A 17,952-nucleotide genomic window follows, 5' to 3' on the forward strand; every position below is an offset into this window, starting at 1 on the left:
TATATAGGTAGCAGGTGGTACATTGAATGTCTGTTGGAAATCACGTTTAAAACTGGATAGGCTCCGACCAGACAGATAGGCCAGATCCTCTAAACTGATGGGAGATGCGTAATGTCTTTCGATGACTTCACGCAGATCAGCACGGACGGGTTGTTGGAGATGAAGAATCTGCTGAAATATGGTATCGCTGCAAATAGCTGTATCATATAATAGTTCCATCATTTTACGACGTAATTGGGTCGGTTGAACTTTGTCGATATTTTTAAAGAAAGGGTCGAGTCCATGAGAGAATGAGATCAGACAATCATCCATCGGCTGAACAGAAGAAAGCAGATCCCCAACAAAATCGTGTTTAATGATCTTTAAATCCGTACTGGTTAAAAAGTTTTTAATTAGATCATCCTTCAGGGAAATCATGAGGCAATGAAACAAATTATTATTTGAAGCGTTGCCTTTGCTTTGATATGTGATCAGGGTTGCTTTGTTTAGGAGTAGCATCTCATGTTTATTGGCTTGAAACGACTGTTTTCCATACGCAACCTTAAGACTTCCCTCCAATACAAAAATCAGAAGGTTATCTTGGAGATACATCGTTCCTTCTTCATCAGAATTATGTGTGCATTGTTCAATAACAGAATGTCCATCCAGTGATAAAACTGCATCCGCAACTAAGTCATTATGATCCATATTGGGCATTGTATTTTAATATCCTTTACAAATTTAAGCTTTTAAGTATTTATTCAATGTACGAATCGTTTTATTTTATAAGGATAATGAACATAGAAAAGAAATGTCTCAATTTACAATAATAGATGACAGCGAAAATACTTATATTACCCTTCACTCTGTTTAAATATTTAAAATATAAAAGCCCACTATAAAGTGGGTCTTTTACATTAATCGGCATTATCAAATTCAAAATCGATCCTCCTTTCATTTCCGAAACTGTCCTTTATCCAAATACTAAATTGGTGAGATTCCGCGGATTCAGAAGTATAGTAGAGCCTAAACTGCTTTTTTAGCAACGCATACTCATCATTGGGCAAATATGGGGGATCACTATAGAATTGAAGTTTTCCTTTACCCTCATATTGGAAATACCGAATGCTGTATGTCGTTCCACTATACGTCGACTCGGCCTCCAATGAAATTCGAATCTCAACGGTTTCATTCTTCTTTATCTCGCCTGGAACCGGCATTACAGTGACGTCAAATGGAAAGTTCTTTTGAATCTCCAGATCTCTATCCTGACAGGAGTAAACAATACCTATGAGAAATAGGATAATTGAATAATTGAATAGATCATAAATCCTATGATTAAATACTTTGTTCATATAACATACTTTAAAAATTATACCGAAGCCCGCAGCCAAACAAAGACTGTAAGGCACCAAGCTGACTATTCTGCAGAAAGCGTAGCTGACCGTTCAGCATAAAAACCAGGTGCTCTGTCAGGTAACTTTCAAATGAAAGCTTTCCTGCTACACCGTAAATGAAGCTTTCCGTACTTTCCAGAACAGAACCATCATAAAGAATTGCATCACCTCTATTGACCTCTTCATAACCGACAAGACCGCTAATGCCTAAGTTTACATTGACATTGCGCATTGAATCGCCCCACACATAATAACTATATCCACCATTCAATAAAAAAGTATCAATGGGAATATCATCGTTCTCGTATTCATTATTTTTGCTGCTGTATTCTCCTACTCCAAACAAATAATTTCCGTTTCGTTTATAAGAAACAAATCCTGCCGTCAAAACATAATTTTGCTTTGCTGGTGATCCGGGAAATACAGCGTAGCATATCTCAAAACCTTTTTGTTTTGGAATCATCTGCTGTGCTAATGACCTTGACCCCATTGTTAAAATGAATAGCAATGCTATTAACCCTGTCTTCATTTTAGTTGGTTTTAAAAGTTAAACTGTTGATTAGTTTCGCGTTGATAAGCTCCTTGTTCCCTAGCTCTAATTTTTGATGCCGACCTCCATTTCTTTCTAAAACTTCAATTTCCAAAACCTGATCCTCCAACAGCGTAAATTGCTCCAGTAAGTAAATTCCTATAGCATTGGAATGATGGATTGCGGTCACAGTAGGCGAATAAACTCTGATTGGTTCCAACAACTTGTCCTGAACAACCGTCCTTTTTAAATTCTTTTTATCGACGATCTTAAAGTTGATCAATTCCATATCATAATCAACATTGCTGCTGTTATCAACCTGCATGGTAAAATAGAATTTGTTATCGTTAACATGTAAGGCACGAACAGAAAACTGAATCCCGAAACTTTTTGATGCGATATGCTTAACCGTCTTTCTGCTCTTTCGGTACAAGGTTTCCATAATCAATTCTGTCAAAGATGAAGAGCTTCCTTTCAAATCTTCAAAAAGTACATCTGTTGAATATTGCTTCTCGATCATTCTTTGCATCTTTACCAGGTCATAACTAAGAATGTTAGGATAAGCGCTGTAAAAAACATCGAAGCTGTAAAATTTCCCGTCTTCTGTGATAACCGAAAAATTAGTTTCTTCTTCGAAATCCCGAACTGCTGCTTTGACTCTTAGAACATTACCAATAGGCTCGGCCTTATTGGCCACTAATAATTCACTTCCAAGATCAACATAACGTATGGGCGACGGAAAGATCACATGACTGGTTTTACTGTAAGTCACCTGCATTCTGAAGGGCTCTAATTTTGCCTTTTCCAGCGGGACATAGGTTATCACGGAATCCTGCCCAAATACTTTGCTTACAATCAGCAGCAATAACATGATGAGAATATAATGACTCTTTTGTGTATTCATTTTTTAATTTTTTGATTAATTATTTTTAGGTACAAGCAAGACCTGATGACCTGCTTTTACGGTGACTTTCAATTGTCTGACTCTCTTTTGGAAATAACCCGACAATCCCTGCACTACTCCCCTGCTCAAATCAGCGGCAATCTGCTGTCCTGCTGATTGCGTCATCATAATATTGGTACCAGAAGTCTGGCTCATATTGGCAACAATATCACTGACCGCATTTTGCTCCGGTGAATATGGAACATATAAACCTGGCTGACCATCAATATCATGAACATTGATTTCTACAGTATAAATGTTTCCCTTGTACTCAATGGAAGAGATTTTGAGCTGAAGTCTACCGTCCTGAAATTTACCAGCAGCAATTAAAAGGCTACCCCTAGGGATTTCAGTATGCCCCAGCCGCATCCCCTCAATAAGTCTAATGGCTAATGTGCTTTCGTTCACTACCGTCCTTGTCTTATAGACCACACCCTTAATTGCATTTTTGGATGAAGCTGAGCTCTTTGAATCGTTTTGAGTTTCATAAAATCGATTCAGATTCAATCCTGCAATAAAAGCACTATCGGACTGCATTCTGTACAATGAGGAGACAACACTGGAATGCGTTGGTTTTGCAGATGTTAACGAAATATTCTTTTCAGACGACTTTTCAACCTCATCTTTTAGCGTTCGCTCTTCCTGTTTTGGATTAGCTGGTAGATATTTGGCAGCCATTTGATACGATTTTTCCATCAGCGCTAACTGGTCGTTTACTCGTAAGCCTGCCGGAACGACGTCATTCTGCATTGCTTCAGTCTTTAATCTTGAAATTTCTTTTCTCAAATTATTAACTTCCTGATCATCCCGGCTATAGAACGAACCTAAAGTCTGTTGAGCGTTGCGGTAACTGTTCACCGCATTCTGATCTGACTGATGAAGTCCAGAATTGCTGTTCATTAACCTTTGTTGATCATCCATAGAATTTAACTCATTCTGGTCATTCCAATAATCTGACAAAGTGGTTACAGCATTCCTTTTCTCTTCATTCTTTTGTTCTAACAAGTGCTGCTCGTAAGCTTTTTGCTTATCCGACTGCAACTGACCATCTTTTGCCTGTGGAATAGCTGCATTAAAGCCAGTTTCATCAGTGATGAGATTGCTGTCTTTTGGTTTAAAAATAAAGTACAAGCAAGATGTGCAAACGGCAGCCATCAAAAAATAGATGACAGGTTTCTTAAGTTTATCCCATTGCGCTTTTGGATAATCACTCATTCCGTTAGAATTTCGAGGAAGATCATTTTCTGTAATTTTTATTTTCTCTGAATCTTTCATATTCTATTTTTTAATGGGATAATTCTACTATCTCATTCTGTTCAGGAGCTTTTTCCGCAGGTTTTATGGAAATACCGTCTTTCTGTACAGAAAGAGCTTTCCAGTACACCTCTGCCTTTAGAACATGGTGTTCAATTTTATCTCTTAGTTTTTGCATTGTCTTCATTTTTATCGTTCAACTGTTTCGACATCTTTATTTTCAATGACGTTGAATTTTTCAATCGTAAATCCTTGTGGATTGCTATCAGATCTCACAGAATTTACTAGTAAGCAATTTGTAACTAAACTTCTGATCGTTAGATTACTGGATCTGATAATGAACTGTCTGGCATAAGTTTTAACATCATAAGGATAACTTTCGAAGTTGGCGACAACGCTATCCACCTCAATCCTCTGCTGGATATTACCGGAAATGATTCTGTTATAATATCCTTTCTCCTGAAGGTCTTTGTAGTAGTTAAATGCAGATTGATCAGCCAGATTAAAAGCTCTTTTAACATTACTTTCAATCGCATTCTTATCAGGGGCTATCGTGAAAAACAATTCGTGAAATCGTCTCACATGCTCTCTTGCTTCAACAGGCCTGTTTATCGACATATCCTGTGATAATGCTACCATCAATGATTTACCGTTATCTAAGACATAGATCTTCTGACGCTGTTCTTCTGCAAACTGGTAAGATTTGAATACCACTACGCCTACCACTCCAAAGCACAACACGGCAAAAACAAACGTAAACAATCGGATCTGTTTGAAGCTGCTCTCAATATTTCTTAAAGTTTTAAATTCCATAGAATTGTTTTTTTATTTTAATAATCTACCCGAAATATTCCCAGTTGTGGAACCGGCTGCAGCTCCCGCAATATTGCCCGTCTTCGTAGCAGTCTGATTCACATTTCGCATGAAATTGCCGGCACCACCTGCCTGAATCACCCACCCTGTAACCGTTGGTATGGTAAAATAGCCTATTATACCAATCACCATGTAAATAATGTACACTGTATTGGAAGTGTCAGGAATGAAAGTCGGATCATCCAGCATTTCAATGTCCCGTTCTAAAATCAAAGTCTGGATTTTAGCAAGAATAGCACTGAATATATCAGCAACGGGAAGCCACAGATAAACGCTGATGTACCTCGTCAGCCATTGCGTTAATGTGGTCTGGAAACCATCCCATACGGAAATCGCAAATGCAATCGGCCCCAGAATCGAAAGAACAATTAGGAAAAATGTTCTTATGGTATCGATGACCAATGCTGCTGACTGAAAGAGAATTTCCAGAAACTCACGAAAACCATCTCTGATATCTTTCTTGATAGCAAACATCTCCCTCTCCATATACATTCCTGACATTGTGACCAAATCAGATGGCGACCATCCCAATTCTTCCAGCTTTTTGTCAAATTCTTCATTTGAAATGAGGTAAGCCATCTCCGGATTTCTGAGCATCGCCTCACGCTCCAGGAGATCCTTTTTCTGTTGCAGTTCGTTCATATCCAATACCTGATTTTCCAGCATTGAATGACTTCCCTGAACAATTGGACTCATCACTCCATTCAGACTTCCTAAAACTAATGTTGAAAAAAACATTATGCATATGCCAATGGCAAAAGGTCTCAGCATCGGGAACAGATCGATGGGCTCCGCTCTGCTTAGCGATTGCCAGACTTTCAGAGCTACGTAAAATAAAGCTCCCAAACCGGCAACGCCTTTTGCTACTGCGGCCATATCAGCGCACATCGGCATCATCTCTTGATAGACGGAACGCAATACCTCATGTAAGTTGTTTGGTTCCATCTTACCAGTATTTTTGATTAAAGGTACCGTAAAGATCTAACACCCTTTTCGTGTTGTTCTGTTTTTTGGCTCTCAGATAACTGACCGAAATATTCTTATTGGTATAGTATCGTACCAAGTTATGATAGGCTTTTACTTCTTTATATACTCGGTCAACAATATCCATTCTTTCTTTGTCGTTCAGGGAAAGACCATTGGATGTAATAATCTCTTTCAATTCTTTCAATAGCTCTGTACTCTCAGTAAGTAGAGCTGAATAGCCATTGGCAATGGAAGCTAATTCCTGCGCATTGAAGTTGGGATCATTCAGCATTTTGCCGAAATTATTGACGTACATCTCCGAAACATCGCCCACTAAAAGAACGGTTTGCTGAACCTTTCTAGCATCTTTAACCAAATTGTTGATGGCTTTTAGCTGATCATAATATTCTTTTCCCTGCTCGTAGACTTTTTTGACCTCGTTGAAGTTCTTAACGATGTTGGATACCGTCGATGAGGTTTGCACAATCTCATTGGCTGAGTTTAATATTCCGGATGCAAGATTTGCAGGATCCGTTACTACAAATTGTGCTTTTGTAAAGGTTACGGTAGCACAGAATGCTGCCATCACGGTTTTGATGATTAAATTTTTCATTGCTGTAAAATTTTTAGATTATTTAATTGTCTTTTGTATTCGATTTGATTCTCTTGAGAGAAATCCTTTTAATGGCCTGTTCAACATTGCCGTCAAGTTCCGATGCAAGATTCATTACTTCCATCTTTTCCGTTTCTTCAGTGGTATAAGCCAGATATTCTTCCGTGGAAACTTCGGTCGCATAAACTGCAGAGTGTGTTCCACCCAGTCCAATCCAGACTTCTTTGTACAGCCTTCTCGGATCATTATTCATATTGATTGACAGCACTTGAGACTTTTCTTTATCAGTCAGTCCCAGCATTGCCTGAATGTCGTCGAATTTATTCATGTACTTCCTTTGGTCAAGAAGAATCTTACAGTCTGAATTGTTGATGATACTTTCCTTCACAATCGGCGACTGAATGATATCATCGACTTCCTGGGTTACCACGATCGCTTCTCCAAAGAATTTCCTTACCGTCTTAAATAGATATTTGATGTACTCTGCCATCCCTTCCTTTGCAATAGCTTTCCAGGCTTCTTCGATGAGGATCAGTTTTCTGATTCCCTTTAATCTTCGCATTTTATTGATAAAGACCTCCATAATAATAATGGTCACAATTGGAAATAAGATTTTGTGGTCTTTAATCGCATCGATCTCAAAGACGATGAAACGCTTGGATAATAGGTCCAGCTGCTTTTCTGAATTAAGCAGATAATCATATTCCCCTCCTTTGTAATAAGGTTCCAGCACATTGAGAAAGTTGGCAATATCAAAGTCTTTTTCTCTCACTTTCTTTTGCTCCAGTACTTTCTGATAATCATCTTTCACATACTCATAGAAACCATTGAAAGAAGGGTGCTGGTCATTGGATTTAATCTTTTCAATGTATCCACTGACGGCGTTGGACAATGCTACTTCCTCGGAACGGGTCGGTGGTTCATCATCTCTTTTCCATAGTGTCAGAATCAAAGTTTTGATACTTTCCTTTTTTTCGATGTCAAAGATTCCGTCATCCGTATAGAATGGATTAAAGGCAATGGGATTATCCTCAGTGTAAGTAAAATAAACCCCGTCTTCTCCTTTAGTTTTTCCTTTAATCAATTCGCATAATCCCTGGTAGGAATTTCCGGTATCGACCAATAGCACATGAGCGCCCTGCTCGTAATACTGACGAACCATGTGGTTAGTGAAGAAGGATTTACCGCTTCCTGAAGGTCCAAGAATAAATTTATTCCTGTTCGTAATAATTCCCTGTTTCATCGGCAGGTCTGATATATCCAGATGAATAGGTTTTCCAGTCAGGCGGTCAGCCATTTTAATCCCAAAAGGTGACGGTGAATCCTGATAATTGGTTTCTTCAGTGAAAAAACATAGAGCGGGCTCAATAAATGTATAGAAGCTTTCTTCACTTGGAAAATCACCTGCATTACCCGGAATTCCTGCCCAATACAAGGTGGCAGTGTCCGTCGTATTATGGCGGGGCTTGCATTCCATTAACGCTAAAGCACTTCCTGTATCATTCTTTAACTGTTTTAACTCAGCAGCATTATCAGACCATGACATAACATTAAAATGTGCACGGATGGATTGCAGACCAAAAGAATGAGCTTCATTTAAATACTTCTCAATCCATTCTTTGTTGATCTGATTCGCTCTGCTGTATCTCGCCAGTGAATGCATATTCCTGGCAGATTTTTCAAACTTCTGAAGATTCTCATCACTGTTGTCAATAAACAAATATTGGTTGTAGATGTGATTACAGCTTAACAGAAGTCCAACAGGAGAAGCAAATGACAGCAGACAGTCACTGCGGTCTGTGCTTAGTTTTTCATAACGGCTGTGCGATGAAACAGTACCCGGTAAATCCTCAGTATCTGACAAAGTATGCATGCTGATGCGGTTATTTCCGATTCGCATTTCTTCCGACCCTAACTTGATGTCTTGTAACGAGGGATTGATTTCACGGGATAAGGTGAGATACTGCTCTAGGAGACCTGATTTTTCGGAAGTTCCGGATATTTCATCTTCGGTCATCCTTTCGAGAAAAATGTAACCACTGTCATTCATAATCCTTTCCATCTGATCAACCGCTTCGAGAAAACGACTGATAACTTCCTGATCTTTAATTTCTGTTGGAATGAGCTTCCCTCTGCATAATGATGAAAAATTGCTTTGCATCCTCATTCTCTCCCTACTGGTTTTCGTAATGAACAGGTAACAGTAATGATTCAGAAAAGGCCTTTCATTGAAATGTCTTTCAAATGATTTTGACAAAAAACTTTGGTCTTGTCTTGACAAATCAGGATTATAGTTTTCTTTGATAAACCAATCCTGCTTATGGATTACGGTAAAGTCAGGAAGTGTTTTGATTGCTTTGAACCAAGCGGAATGTATCGCTTCATACTCCGCGGAAGCAACGGTAAACAGTTCAGGAAGCCTAACTTTAAAACAAACGGTAACATCAGCATCCTTTGAAATGATACACTCGTTTTCAATCGCCAGCAATGGAAATTTACTTTCCAGAGTTGCGGCTTTGGAAGAATTTCTCATACTGAAGCTTTTTTAGGATTGATTTTAAGATAGCGGTAGATGCATTTGCGGCTAATAATGTATTTAGGATGTTTCTTTTGGGCACCCAATTTCATCAGACCATGTTCTCCGTATTTTCCATTTAATCTGAAGGTCTGCCAGATGAGAATGCCGCTACTGGCTCCTCCAAGAACCAGACACAGATAGGTGTTAATCTCAGCCATATACATAATCATCACGCAGATCAGTATGGCTAGTAGGCCACCTGCAAAAATAAAAAGGTACTGTGCTTTAAGTCCTTTAAATTCTACCGTCCTTCCTACTCCTTTATTGATATGATAGGTATTCATAGTCATCATTTTACAAGAAGAATGAACGGAGGATAGTTGCCGCTACAATGAGGAATATACAGGCTCCAAACCAACTGGCTGCCGTTTTACTGGTATCCGGATCACCGCTACTGAACTTGTTGTAAACTTTTACTCCTCCTATTAATCCGACAACCGCACCAATGGCGTAGATGAGCTGTGTAGCCGGTTCAAAATAAGAGGTGACCATCTGTGTGGCTTCGTTGATTCCGGCACTGCCATTACCCTGTGAAAAAGCATAGGGAGCAATCAAAATTGCTAGTAATGCGAACATCATTTTTTTTCTCTGTTTTTCCATTTTTTAAACAATTTATTGTTAATGAGAACTGCTCTCTGCGGTACTCAGAAGCAAATGTGCTCTGGAAAAGTGAGGTGTTTTTTAACTGTCGCTTAGCGGTAGTATTTGTCATTTAATGACTTAGGAATCACATTTTTTTGTATTTTAGTTTAAACATATTAACCAGAAAAATTTAAACTATGACGAGAGAACAAGGTATCCAACAAGTGTATGGCGGCGGCGGTCATGTAATTATACTTGGAGCAGGTGCAAGTATTGCTCTCACCATGCGTAATTCGGAATTAAACGGTAAAAGACTTCCTTCAATGGATAATTTCATTGAAGTTTTAGATTTACAGGATTTAGTTGATAAAGTTCCTGCGGAGTTTCGTGATACTAACTTTGAAAAATTATATGGAAACCTTCATACTAATAATCCAGATTCAGATGTGCTAATTGAAATTGAATCGAGAATTCAATCCTACTTTGGAGATATGCATCTTCCGGAAGAGCCTACTATTTATGATTATATGATTGTTGCTTTGAGATCTAAAGATTTAATCGCTACCTTTAACTGGGATCCATTCTTATATCAAGCCTTCACAAGAAATAGACAATTTACTGAAGACAGACCTCATATCTCTTTTTTACATGGCAATGTAGCTATTGGATATAGTGCTGAAGATAAAAAGGCAGGACCRGCAGGATATCAGGCTAGACCTGATGGTGGTTTACTAGAACCTACAAAGCTTTTATACCCTGTTGAACAAAAAAATTATACTGATGATGAATTTATCAATACTGAATGGGATCGAGTTAAATATTGGATGAGTAAAGAAAGAGGTTCTGTTCGAGCTACTATTTTCGGATATGGTGCTCCTGTTTCTGATGTCGAAGCAGTTTCATTGCTTAATGACGCTTGGGGAACACCAGAACAGAGAGCAATGGAACAATTTGAGGTTATAGATATCACCCCTGAAGAAATTCTTAGAAAAAGATGGGATGGTTTTATTCACAGCTCTCATTATGATATTACTAATGACTATTTTGGTTCTTCACTAGCTTTTAATCCAAGAAGAACAAGCGAGAGTTATTTTAGCCATTATCAACCATTAACACCAAGTGAGTCATTTAGACAAAATAATCCTGTGCCTAAAAATTTTAAAACGTTACAAGAGTTATGGGATTGGCATAGGCCTCTCTTAGATGCTGAACTGGAAGCAGAAAATAAAAATCGAAACGAAGATTAATGATAAATTTTGAAGTAACTCAGTTCCACAATAATTTAAGGCATCAAAAATTAAAACATCCTAATATTGATTTCAATATAAATTGTCAATTTTATTATGATGAGACAAATAACCCTCGAAAGTTCTATTTGAAAGAGGAAGGATTTAATCATGATTTTACATCTAATTTTATCTTAGGAGGTGTTATGCACGAAAATAACCCTCCTGATCTAAAAGCTTTGTTTAAAAGTTTTAATTTACAAAAATCAGCAAGTGAGGTTAAGTTTAAAAATATAGCATCAGGTAATTTTAAGGACTGCTTAAAATCAAAAAAATTGAGTTTATTTCTTAAATTTATGCTAGGCAGTAATTTATTTGTTCATTATTCAAGCTTAAATTTTCTGTACTGGTCGGTTGTAGATATAGTAGATTCTGCTCTATATAATTCACCAGATGAAATGAAATTGAACGAAAAATTAGCTTTAACATTGAAAAATGATCTTTATCAAATAGTTAAGCAAGAAATAGAATCTTTCGGCAAGTTATTTTTCAATTATGGATATCCTAACATCAAAAAGCAGGAACTCTCTAATTTTATACGCGATTTTATTCTGCTCTTACATTCTTACGAAAGGGACATAAAATWCCAAGGTAGTATCCAGCTACTCATTATTTTGCTACAAACGTCAGATAGAAAGGAACTAGTTTTTATTATGAATGAAAAGGATCACCTTCTCTTACCTAATTTATTAATATTTTATATATCGCCTTTATATACTTTTCTAAATTCAACCCATACTTTTGATAATGAAGAAGAAATTAAAAAAGAGCTCAGTAAATATAATTTTACTTATGATGGAAAACCATTTAGGAATTACAATTTTATAGACTCTAAAAATAGTGACTTAGTTCAGCTTTCTGATATTTTTGTAGGAATATTAGGAAAATATATAGATTACAGAAATAAGAATATTATAGAAGATATTTTTAATGATATAGATGATTTTTCAGATTTACAAAGAGAAAATCTGATCGATTTTATACAATTAATTATTCGCTCAGAATCAAAAAATTATGGGCTAATTGTTAATCAAGACGGACCCGAAGAAATGATAAAACTTGATCAAATAATCTATTACCTACATTTATAGGTAAACGCTGTAATATTAAAACGGGGAATGTGCCTAAACATATTCCCCAATATCGAAATCGTCCGAAGAGTTAATTCCCCTTAAGTAAATTTCGTCCTCAATGGAAATGCTCTCCCTCAACAAAATGGCAATTCTTTTCGAAGTATCTCCTAATGAACTCTCTAACAGATTAAAAAGCTCGGTTCCCTGGATCTTTTGAATAATATCGACTGCTTGTTTTTCTAGGTCAGATTCCAAAATCTCTTCCTGAAGCAGCTGACCTGCAGTACTCAATTCTTGAAAGGTAACCCCTGTAGCAAAACCGCTTTCAATATTAGAGTTTTGATACTTCCAATCTTCCTCTTCTTGCAAGTCTTCATTGTTGACAAATTTGTTATCGAGATTTTTAACAAGATCTACATTGTCAATTTCCTCTTCTCCGATTTCTGATTCAAAATTACCTTCTGTCATCAAAACATATTCATTTTGTCCCTCATTTGTATTGATTGGCGATGACTGTCTGTCTTTTTGTTTTGTATCTCCCATAATCGATAGCTGATCTGTAGTTCTACTACCGTTATCTTTCCCACGAATAGTGATTGAAAACTTTCTGTCCAAAAGAATCAGAACGATTATGATTAATAACCCAATGATGATAATTTCTTTCATAAGATAATGGATTAAAAGATTGGACGGTATTTATTGTTGAAATCATCAGTGATTTCCTTTTCAAACACTTCGAAATGATAAGCTATTATATTATCCAGATATGCATACAATGGAATCTGGTCATCAGCAATAATTTGAATAATTCGAGATAGACGTTCGTGATATTCCGAACGGATATAGATACTTTTATCACCACGCTTTGTCATCGTATGATGGGTAAGAAACTGCTCCACATAGTTTATATCTGAAGACTTTTTACTCTTTAACTTATTTTTTGTGACTGCCTTCTCCTCTGAGGAATCTGTATTTTGTGCGGGAATGTCCTTCTTGGGACTTCCTGCCATTATAGACATAAGATATTGTTCATCTATGTTATTATTCTTATTGTCATTTTTTTCGTTTTCCATACTACTATAGTTTGACAATTCTTAAAAATTCTTCTATAAATTGATCCAACCTGCATTGTGATAGCAACTTAGGGTCTGCTGGCAATAATGTAGAACGGAAAACCGTCTTTGTAGTAGTCTCTCCTTCTTTCCGAAATCTTTTACTGTCTGTAATTGTTGTGTTCATAAGCTCCAGCCCTAAATCTGAAATAACTTTATTATAATTTTTGTATAACATTGTACTTTCTCTTCCGTCAACCTGATTCCAGAATAAATGAATGCTGCGAATCCCGGTCTGATTTTCTTTCATCAGGACATTGGTCAGAACATCAGTGAAACTCAATGTACTCTCCAGTACAACACGATCCGCAGTAATGGGAGAAAAAATGTAATTGACATTCATCAAGGCTCTTAAAATACCTGCTGTATTAACGGTTCCCGGTAAATCGAAGAAAATGAAATCCGGTGCTGATTGCGCATCAGAAATGTAGGCATCCATGTCTTCCAGTACCTGATCTGCTTTACTTTGGAAGACAGGATAAGCTTTCTTTTTGATCGTCGTAAATTGTTTGTGAGCCATCTTTTTCAAAATTTCATTCTGCATGATTTTTTTTAAATCCCGCTCCCTCATCTGCACCAGACTATGCTGTGGAAAATCACAGTCGAAAACAGCTACCTGATAGCCCATCCTATAATGGAGAATACTTGCAATAATTGTTGTAAAAGTGCTTTTTCCAACCCCTCCTTTTTGAGTGGAAAATGCAATAATTGTGGGTTGTTTTTTTGTTGTCATTTTTTTTAATTTTTTCTTTAACTTAATTTGAAAGAATGCTGGGCTGCTAGCCTTTTGTCCATATTGACTTCCAGCAGTCTACTTCGCTAGCGATACTGCTAATTAATAATCCTGACCGCTGTATTGATTTCCAGTGATAGTTCCTGCATGTCATACATTTTGCAAACCAGATAGATCGATTTTCTGATTGCTATCCCTCAAGAATGATATCCAACCAATCAGAATTGCTGATTGCAGGAATGCAGGATTTCAAACGCTCAAGATTTCTATCAAGTCTGCATTTTGGAAGTCTTGCATGCAATCTTATGCAAATGAAAAATATTTCTGTTTTAGTGCTTTTTTCATGGTCGGTTTTGGAAGCAAGTGTCCTTTTTTGGCTTTGTGCACTATATCATTTCTCTGATTGATAGTGGCTTACTTTGTATCAGAGCACTAAGGAGTTTTTTGAAATTGTAGTGGCCAAATAATATGATATTATAAATCTATTGTATTAAAGATATTTCCTTTCACCCGAAAGGGGCAAGTTATGTTTTGAGTGCCTCATAACTTTTTTCGTGCCTCAAAACAGCTTGCCCTGGCTGGGGCTTTAAAAACCACTCCGAAGTCGTGTTTTTATTAAAATTAAATTGGATGATATGGATGCACATAGAAACAACAAAGGCGGGCGTAGGCCAAAGCTGAATCCAAGTAAAAACAGATATGTTTTCAGACTTACCGATGAAGAAAACATTAAGTTTTTAAAGTTATATGAGGCTTCTGGAATAAATAATAAAGCAAAATTTATTACAAGAATTTTATTTCAGAAAGAATTAAAGATTGTCACAATGGATGTTTCGACAATGGATTACCACACAAAGTTGACTAAATTTTTTTATCAGTTTCAGGCCATTGGAAACAATTATAACCAAATTGTAAAAATTTTGTATCGAAATTTTACTGAGAAAAGAGCAGCCTTCTATCTTTTTAAACTTGAAAACCACACCAAAGAACTGGCTTTACTCTGTAAACAAATCATAGAATTAACAAAAGAATTTGAATTACAGCATATCCAAAAAAATATTGAGGAATGATTGCAAAGATTGGAAAAGGGGAAAATCTTTGGGGTGCCCTTACCTATAATCAGCAGAAAGTTTACAAGGAAAACGGAACCGTTCTGTTCACAAATAAAATTCCAGATTTGTGGGATCGACCGTATTCTGTCCAATTTTTTCATCAGTATTTCGAACCTTATTTGATTGCCAACAATAAAACTGAAAAACCGGTAAGACATATCTCACTTAATCCAGATCCGGAAGATAAAGTTGATGACAAGGACTACCGCAAAATAGCGCAGCAATATATGCACGAAATGGGTTACGGCAATCAACCTTATGTCGTTTTTAAACATGCCGATATTGACAGGACGCATATTCATATCGTGACCACTTGTGTTCAGTTAGATGGAAAGAAAATACCGGACACCTATGACCATCATCGATCAATGAAAATATGCAGAGAATTGGAAAAACAATATAATTTAAAAGTAGCGAACTTGATTAAAAGCTCAAATCAGAAATTAAATTTTAAGCCCATCGACTATACAAAGGGTAACATCAAAACTCAGCTGTCATCCATATTAAGACACATACCTCAATCCTACGGTTTTCAAAGTATTGGTGCTTATAATGCATTACTCTCTCAATTCAATATTACTCTTGAAGAAGTTAGCGGAGAATTGCATGGAAAAATGAGAAAAGGGACAGTGTATTTCGTCATGGATGAAAATGGAAAAAAAATAAGTCATCCTTTTAAGTCATCTCTGTTCGGTCAACATGCAAGATTGGAAACTATTTATGCACGCATTGAGAAATCAAAAGCAACGATGAAAAATGATCCAACCAAATCAATGCTTAAGAGAACAATAGAAACAGCAATCAGTACCAGTAACTCCGAAGCTTCTTTTAAAATGCAACTTAGTGAACAGGGAATTGCAGCTGTTATTAGAAAAAGTGACCAAGGAAGAATATATGGAATAACATTCATCGACCATAATTCAAAATTAGTATGGAACGGTTCACAGTTACATAAAGATCTTTCTGCCAATGCATTTAATAAACTGTGGAATCAAGTAGAAATACCAAAAAAAATAGCATTCAATGCTCTTCAAAATGATAATTTACCTGATATAAAATCCTTTGAGCATAATTTTCCTGAAGGAATTCACGAGATGTTTCATGGGTTCTTTAGCACTTTACTTCCTACAGATACAATTAATGAGGAGGAACAAGTTTTTGAATCACAAATGAAGAAGCAGCAACGAAAAAGAAGAAAATAAAATCTGATTAATTAATAGTTCTTCTTCTAAAATTTATTGCCTTTTAAAATTATTTGTAACTCTAAAGATGATTGAAACTTATCTTCATAATCATCCTAAATTCATAATGATTTTATTTTTTGGCGGAGTACTAGCTAAGGCGGGGATTTTTAGTACAAATTTTCATTAGAATTACTAACGTTGAACCTAGCAGAAATGCTCACCTAATAAAGGTAGCAACTCGACTAATAAATTAATTATAAATTAAAATTGATAAAGTATAAAGTAGCATACGATGACGGTTAGATCTTGGAAGTCTCGGAAGACATTTAATAAAAAATAATTTTTCGAATTGCAGACACCAAACATTATATTTTTCAGACAATTATTCTAGAGTAATTAATAAGATATTATTATCTTACAAGACTAATCCTGTAATCTGATAATCATGAAATATATCGTTGAAATATGCGTCTATATAGATGTAGCAATATTAAGTATTGCTTATCCCATAATTATTGATAAGATTTCTAATATAGGAGAAAAATATAACTCTGAGTATTTATCAAATGTTTTTGATCAGAAATTTCCTCAAACAAAAACGATATTTGGGATTTCATATTTTCAGCTTATATTAATCCTTACATTAATTAGTTTTATTTTTAAAATACTTAATCTCCCGCCAATTTCATGCCTTCAAAATATTTATTTGATTGAGAACTCTGCAGATTTCATCATTTTTTTATTGACAATAGCCCTAACGGTATCTTTTATGATTTGGTTGAATAGAATAGTGTTATTTCGTTCAAAAACCTCAAAGCTGATTTTACATCTAGTTAATAGTTACGAAAACAAAAAAGAGGACAAAAATCAATCTAAGACTTATTATCTAAAAACGATTAATGAATTAACGATACATTCAATTAGAAACCAGGATCCACATATTGGAGAAACATTAGTAAATTTCTATTATAATCAGTTTATGAAATTTAGGAAGGATAATAAGAATATTGAAGGTACGGTTTATCCATTCGATTTATATTACATCACAAACGAAATTATAACTACCTCAATAGATAGCAATGATAGAAAGTTCAGCAAACTTGGGAATCTGGCATCTTCGGCTATATTTCTTTTAGGGGAAAACTTTACATACAGTACAATTTCCAAAGAAACATACAAATGGCTTTGGCGAAATATTTTAGCATCAGCAAATCACAAGAAATCAATTTCAAATTACTGGTCAACGGCGTCCCAGCATTTACAATTCAGTCTCGCCCGAATAGCCCCCGAATTTGAGATTGCATCTACAAAAATCGCAAATATTGAAGAAATCGATAAAATTGAAAAGGAGAGAAAAAAATTTCTTGAGTTAAATTATGCACTTGGAGGATTGCAATTTTACTTGTCAAATTATGATATACTAAAATACATGCTGACATTTTCTCAGTCATCACCACCCAAATATGAACTATTGCCATCTACAATGGATGAAATATTTGAATGGTTTGAGCACTTTGCCAATATCTATAGAGATTTAGAAGATCCTATAGAATATAGATATTATTTTCCAGATATCGACAACCTGGGTACAAGTAATGAGATAAAACATAATATATGTTTATATATATCACTCCTTTTCATAAGACAGTTTACATTACAGAGAAATTACCAATTTCAAGACTTTAAGAATTTTCATTCGTTACCTCTTGATTTAGGCGTATTACATTCTTATAAAAAC

At 35.9% G+C, this 17,952-nt stretch carries 20 protein-coding genes; 5 read left to right on the forward strand and 15 right to left on the reverse strand.

What is annotated here, in order from left to right; genetic code table 11:
- The 12 genes from AB4Y90_RS07845 to AB4Y90_RS07900 form a co-directional block, all read right to left on the reverse strand.
- On the reverse strand, positions 1–687 hold a 687-nt coding region (locus AB4Y90_RS07845), incomplete at its 3' end, for a hypothetical protein (RefSeq protein WP_441556852.1).
- Positions 688–896: 209 nt separating this feature from the next.
- On the reverse strand, positions 897–1,334 hold the full coding sequence (locus AB4Y90_RS07850; protein WP_441556853.1) for a TraQ conjugal transfer family protein: 438 nt from the start codon (positions 1,332–1,334) through the stop codon (positions 897–899).
- Positions 1,335–1,344: 10 nt separating this feature from the next.
- Positions 1,345–1,905: a conjugal transfer protein TraO gene (locus tag AB4Y90_RS07855; protein WP_441556854.1), complete on the reverse strand. Its 561-nt coding sequence runs from the start codon at positions 1,903–1,905 to the stop codon at positions 1,345–1,347.
- Position 1,906: 1 nt separating this feature from the next.
- Positions 1,907–2,809 carry a conjugative transposon protein TraN gene (gene traN / locus AB4Y90_RS07860; protein ID WP_441556855.1) on the reverse strand — a complete coding sequence of 301 codons (903 nt, stop codon included), beginning with the start codon at positions 2,807–2,809 and terminating at the stop codon, positions 1,907–1,909.
- Positions 2,810–2,824: 15 nt separating this feature from the next.
- Positions 2,825–4,123 carry a conjugative transposon protein TraM gene (traM, locus tag AB4Y90_RS07865; RefSeq protein ID WP_441556856.1) on the reverse strand — a complete coding sequence of 433 codons (1,299 nt, stop codon included), beginning with the start codon at positions 4,121–4,123 and terminating at the stop codon, positions 2,825–2,827.
- Between the two features lie 10 nt (positions 4,124–4,133).
- On the reverse strand, positions 4,134–4,289 hold the full coding sequence (locus tag AB4Y90_RS07870; protein WP_441556857.1) for a hypothetical protein: 156 nt from the start codon (positions 4,287–4,289) through the stop codon (positions 4,134–4,136).
- A 2-nt stretch (positions 4,290–4,291) separates the two neighbouring features.
- Complete coding sequence (traK, locus tag AB4Y90_RS07875) at positions 4,292–4,915, reverse strand: conjugative transposon protein TraK (protein WP_441556858.1); 624 nt, start codon at positions 4,913–4,915, stop codon at positions 4,292–4,294.
- 12 nt (positions 4,916–4,927) lie between these two features.
- Complete coding sequence (traJ, locus tag AB4Y90_RS07880; RefSeq protein WP_441556859.1) at positions 4,928–5,920, reverse strand: conjugative transposon protein TraJ; 993 nt, start codon at positions 5,918–5,920, stop codon at positions 4,928–4,930.
- Between the two features lies 1 nt (position 5,921).
- Entirely contained in the window at positions 5,922–6,527 is a 606-nt protein-coding gene (locus tag AB4Y90_RS07885) for a DUF4141 domain-containing protein (RefSeq protein ID WP_441556871.1), read from the reverse strand.
- A gap of 49 nt (positions 6,528–6,576) precedes the next feature.
- Complete coding sequence (locus AB4Y90_RS07890; protein ID WP_441556860.1) at positions 6,577–9,087, reverse strand: TraG family conjugative transposon ATPase; 2,511 nt, start codon at positions 9,085–9,087, stop codon at positions 6,577–6,579.
- On the reverse strand, positions 9,084–9,416 hold the full coding sequence (locus AB4Y90_RS07895; protein ID WP_441556861.1) for a DUF4133 domain-containing protein: 333 nt from the start codon (positions 9,414–9,416) through the stop codon (positions 9,084–9,086). The genes AB4Y90_RS07890 and AB4Y90_RS07895 overlap by 4 nt, the downstream gene beginning before the upstream one ends.
- A gap of 10 nt (positions 9,417–9,426) precedes the next feature.
- Entirely contained in the window at positions 9,427–9,732 is a 306-nt protein-coding gene (locus AB4Y90_RS07900) for a DUF4134 domain-containing protein (RefSeq protein WP_441556862.1), read from the reverse strand.
- Positions 9,733–9,911: 179 nt separating this feature from the next.
- On the opposite strand from AB4Y90_RS07900, the gene AB4Y90_RS07905 reads away from it, so the two are divergent.
- Positions 9,912–10,961, forward strand: coding sequence for a hypothetical protein (locus AB4Y90_RS07905; RefSeq protein WP_441556863.1), 1,050 nt, complete (start codon positions 9,912–9,914; stop codon positions 10,959–10,961).
- Entirely contained in the window at positions 10,961–12,091 is a 1,131-nt protein-coding gene (locus AB4Y90_RS07910; protein ID WP_441556864.1) for a DUF3800 domain-containing protein, read from the forward strand. The genes AB4Y90_RS07905 and AB4Y90_RS07910 overlap by 1 nt, the downstream gene beginning before the upstream one ends.
- Positions 12,092–12,124: 33 nt before the next feature.
- Here AB4Y90_RS07910 and AB4Y90_RS07915 read toward each other — a convergent pair whose 3' ends face one another.
- The 3 genes from AB4Y90_RS07915 to AB4Y90_RS07925 form a co-directional block, all read right to left on the reverse strand.
- The gene (locus AB4Y90_RS07915; protein ID WP_441556865.1) at positions 12,125–12,688 is read right to left on the reverse strand and encodes a hypothetical protein; all 564 of its coding nucleotides are present in this window, start codon (positions 12,686–12,688) and stop codon (positions 12,125–12,127) included.
- Between the two features lie 62 nt (positions 12,689–12,750).
- On the reverse strand, positions 12,751–13,146 hold the full coding sequence (locus AB4Y90_RS07920) for a DUF3408 domain-containing protein (protein WP_441556866.1): 396 nt from the start codon (positions 13,144–13,146) through the stop codon (positions 12,751–12,753).
- A gap of 4 nt (positions 13,147–13,150) precedes the next feature.
- Entirely contained in the window at positions 13,151–13,918 is a 768-nt protein-coding gene (locus AB4Y90_RS07925) for a ParA family protein (RefSeq protein WP_441556867.1), read from the reverse strand.
- Positions 13,919–14,553: 635 nt separating this feature from the next.
- Between AB4Y90_RS07925 and mobA the strand changes: the two genes are divergently transcribed.
- The 3 genes from mobA to AB4Y90_RS07940 form a co-directional block, all read left to right on the forward strand.
- Positions 14,554–14,988, forward strand: coding sequence for a conjugal transfer protein MobA (mobA, locus tag AB4Y90_RS07930; protein WP_441556868.1), 435 nt, complete (start codon positions 14,554–14,556; stop codon positions 14,986–14,988).
- Positions 14,985–16,232 carry a conjugal transfer protein MobB gene (gene mobB / locus AB4Y90_RS07935; RefSeq protein ID WP_441556869.1) on the forward strand — a complete coding sequence of 416 codons (1,248 nt, stop codon included), beginning with the start codon at positions 14,985–14,987 and terminating at the stop codon, positions 16,230–16,232. The genes mobA and mobB overlap by 4 nt, the downstream gene beginning before the upstream one ends.
- A 427-nt stretch (positions 16,233–16,659) precedes the next feature.
- Positions 16,660–17,952: hypothetical protein (locus AB4Y90_RS07940; RefSeq protein ID WP_441556870.1), on the forward strand; the 1,293-nt coding region annotated here is incomplete at its 3' end.

Origin of the sequence: Chryseobacterium sp. 2TAF14 (assembly GCF_052115105.1) — a bacterium.
In the GTDB taxonomy this organism is placed as follows: domain Bacteria; phylum Bacteroidota; class Bacteroidia; order Flavobacteriales; family Weeksellaceae; genus Chryseobacterium.

What these genes read in the sequence shown, in the direction of transcription:
- AB4Y90_RS07850 (WP_441556853.1), bottom strand. Translation starts at nt 1,334, where the DNA reads ATGAACAAAGTATTTAATCATAGGATTTATGATCTATTCAATTATTCA.
- AB4Y90_RS07855 (WP_441556854.1), bottom strand. Translation starts at nt 1,905, where the DNA reads ATGAAGACAGGGTTAATAGCATTGCTATTCATTTTAACAATGGGGTCA.
- traN (WP_441556855.1), bottom strand. Translation starts at nt 2,809, where the DNA reads ATGAATACACAAAAGAGTCATTATATTCTCATCATGTTATTGCTGCTG.
- traM (WP_441556856.1), bottom strand. Translation starts at nt 4,123, where the DNA reads ATGAAAGATTCAGAGAAAATAAAAATTACAGAAAATGATCTTCCTCGA.
- AB4Y90_RS07870 (WP_441556857.1), bottom strand. Translation starts at nt 4,289, where the DNA reads ATGAAGACAATGCAAAAACTAAGAGATAAAATTGAACACCATGTTCTA.
- traK (WP_441556858.1), bottom strand. Translation starts at nt 4,915, where the DNA reads ATGGAATTTAAAACTTTAAGAAATATTGAGAGCAGCTTCAAACAGATC.
- traJ (WP_441556859.1), bottom strand. Translation starts at nt 5,920, where the DNA reads ATGGAACCAAACAACTTACATGAGGTATTGCGTTCCGTCTATCAAGAG.
- AB4Y90_RS07885 (WP_441556871.1), bottom strand. Translation starts at nt 6,527, where the DNA reads ATGGCAGCATTCTGTGCTACCGTAACCTTTACAAAAGCACAATTTGTA.
- AB4Y90_RS07890 (WP_441556860.1), bottom strand. Translation starts at nt 9,087, where the DNA reads ATGAGAAATTCTTCCAAAGCCGCAACTCTGGAAAGTAAATTTCCATTG.
- AB4Y90_RS07895 (WP_441556861.1), bottom strand. Translation starts at nt 9,416, where the DNA reads ATGAATACCTATCATATCAATAAAGGAGTAGGAAGGACGGTAGAATTT.
- AB4Y90_RS07900 (WP_441556862.1), bottom strand. Translation starts at nt 9,732, where the DNA reads ATGGAAAAACAGAGAAAAAAAATGATGTTCGCATTACTAGCAATTTTG.
- AB4Y90_RS07920 (WP_441556866.1), bottom strand. Translation starts at nt 13,146, where the DNA reads ATGGAAAACGAAAAAAATGACAATAAGAATAATAACATAGATGAACAA.
- AB4Y90_RS07925 (WP_441556867.1), bottom strand. Translation starts at nt 13,918, where the DNA reads ATGACAACAAAAAAACAACCCACAATTATTGCATTTTCCACTCAAAAA.
- mobA (WP_441556868.1), top strand. Translation starts at nt 14,554, where the DNA reads ATGGATGCACATAGAAACAACAAAGGCGGGCGTAGGCCAAAGCTGAAT.
- mobB (WP_441556869.1), top strand. Translation starts at nt 14,985, where the DNA reads ATGATTGCAAAGATTGGAAAAGGGGAAAATCTTTGGGGTGCCCTTACC.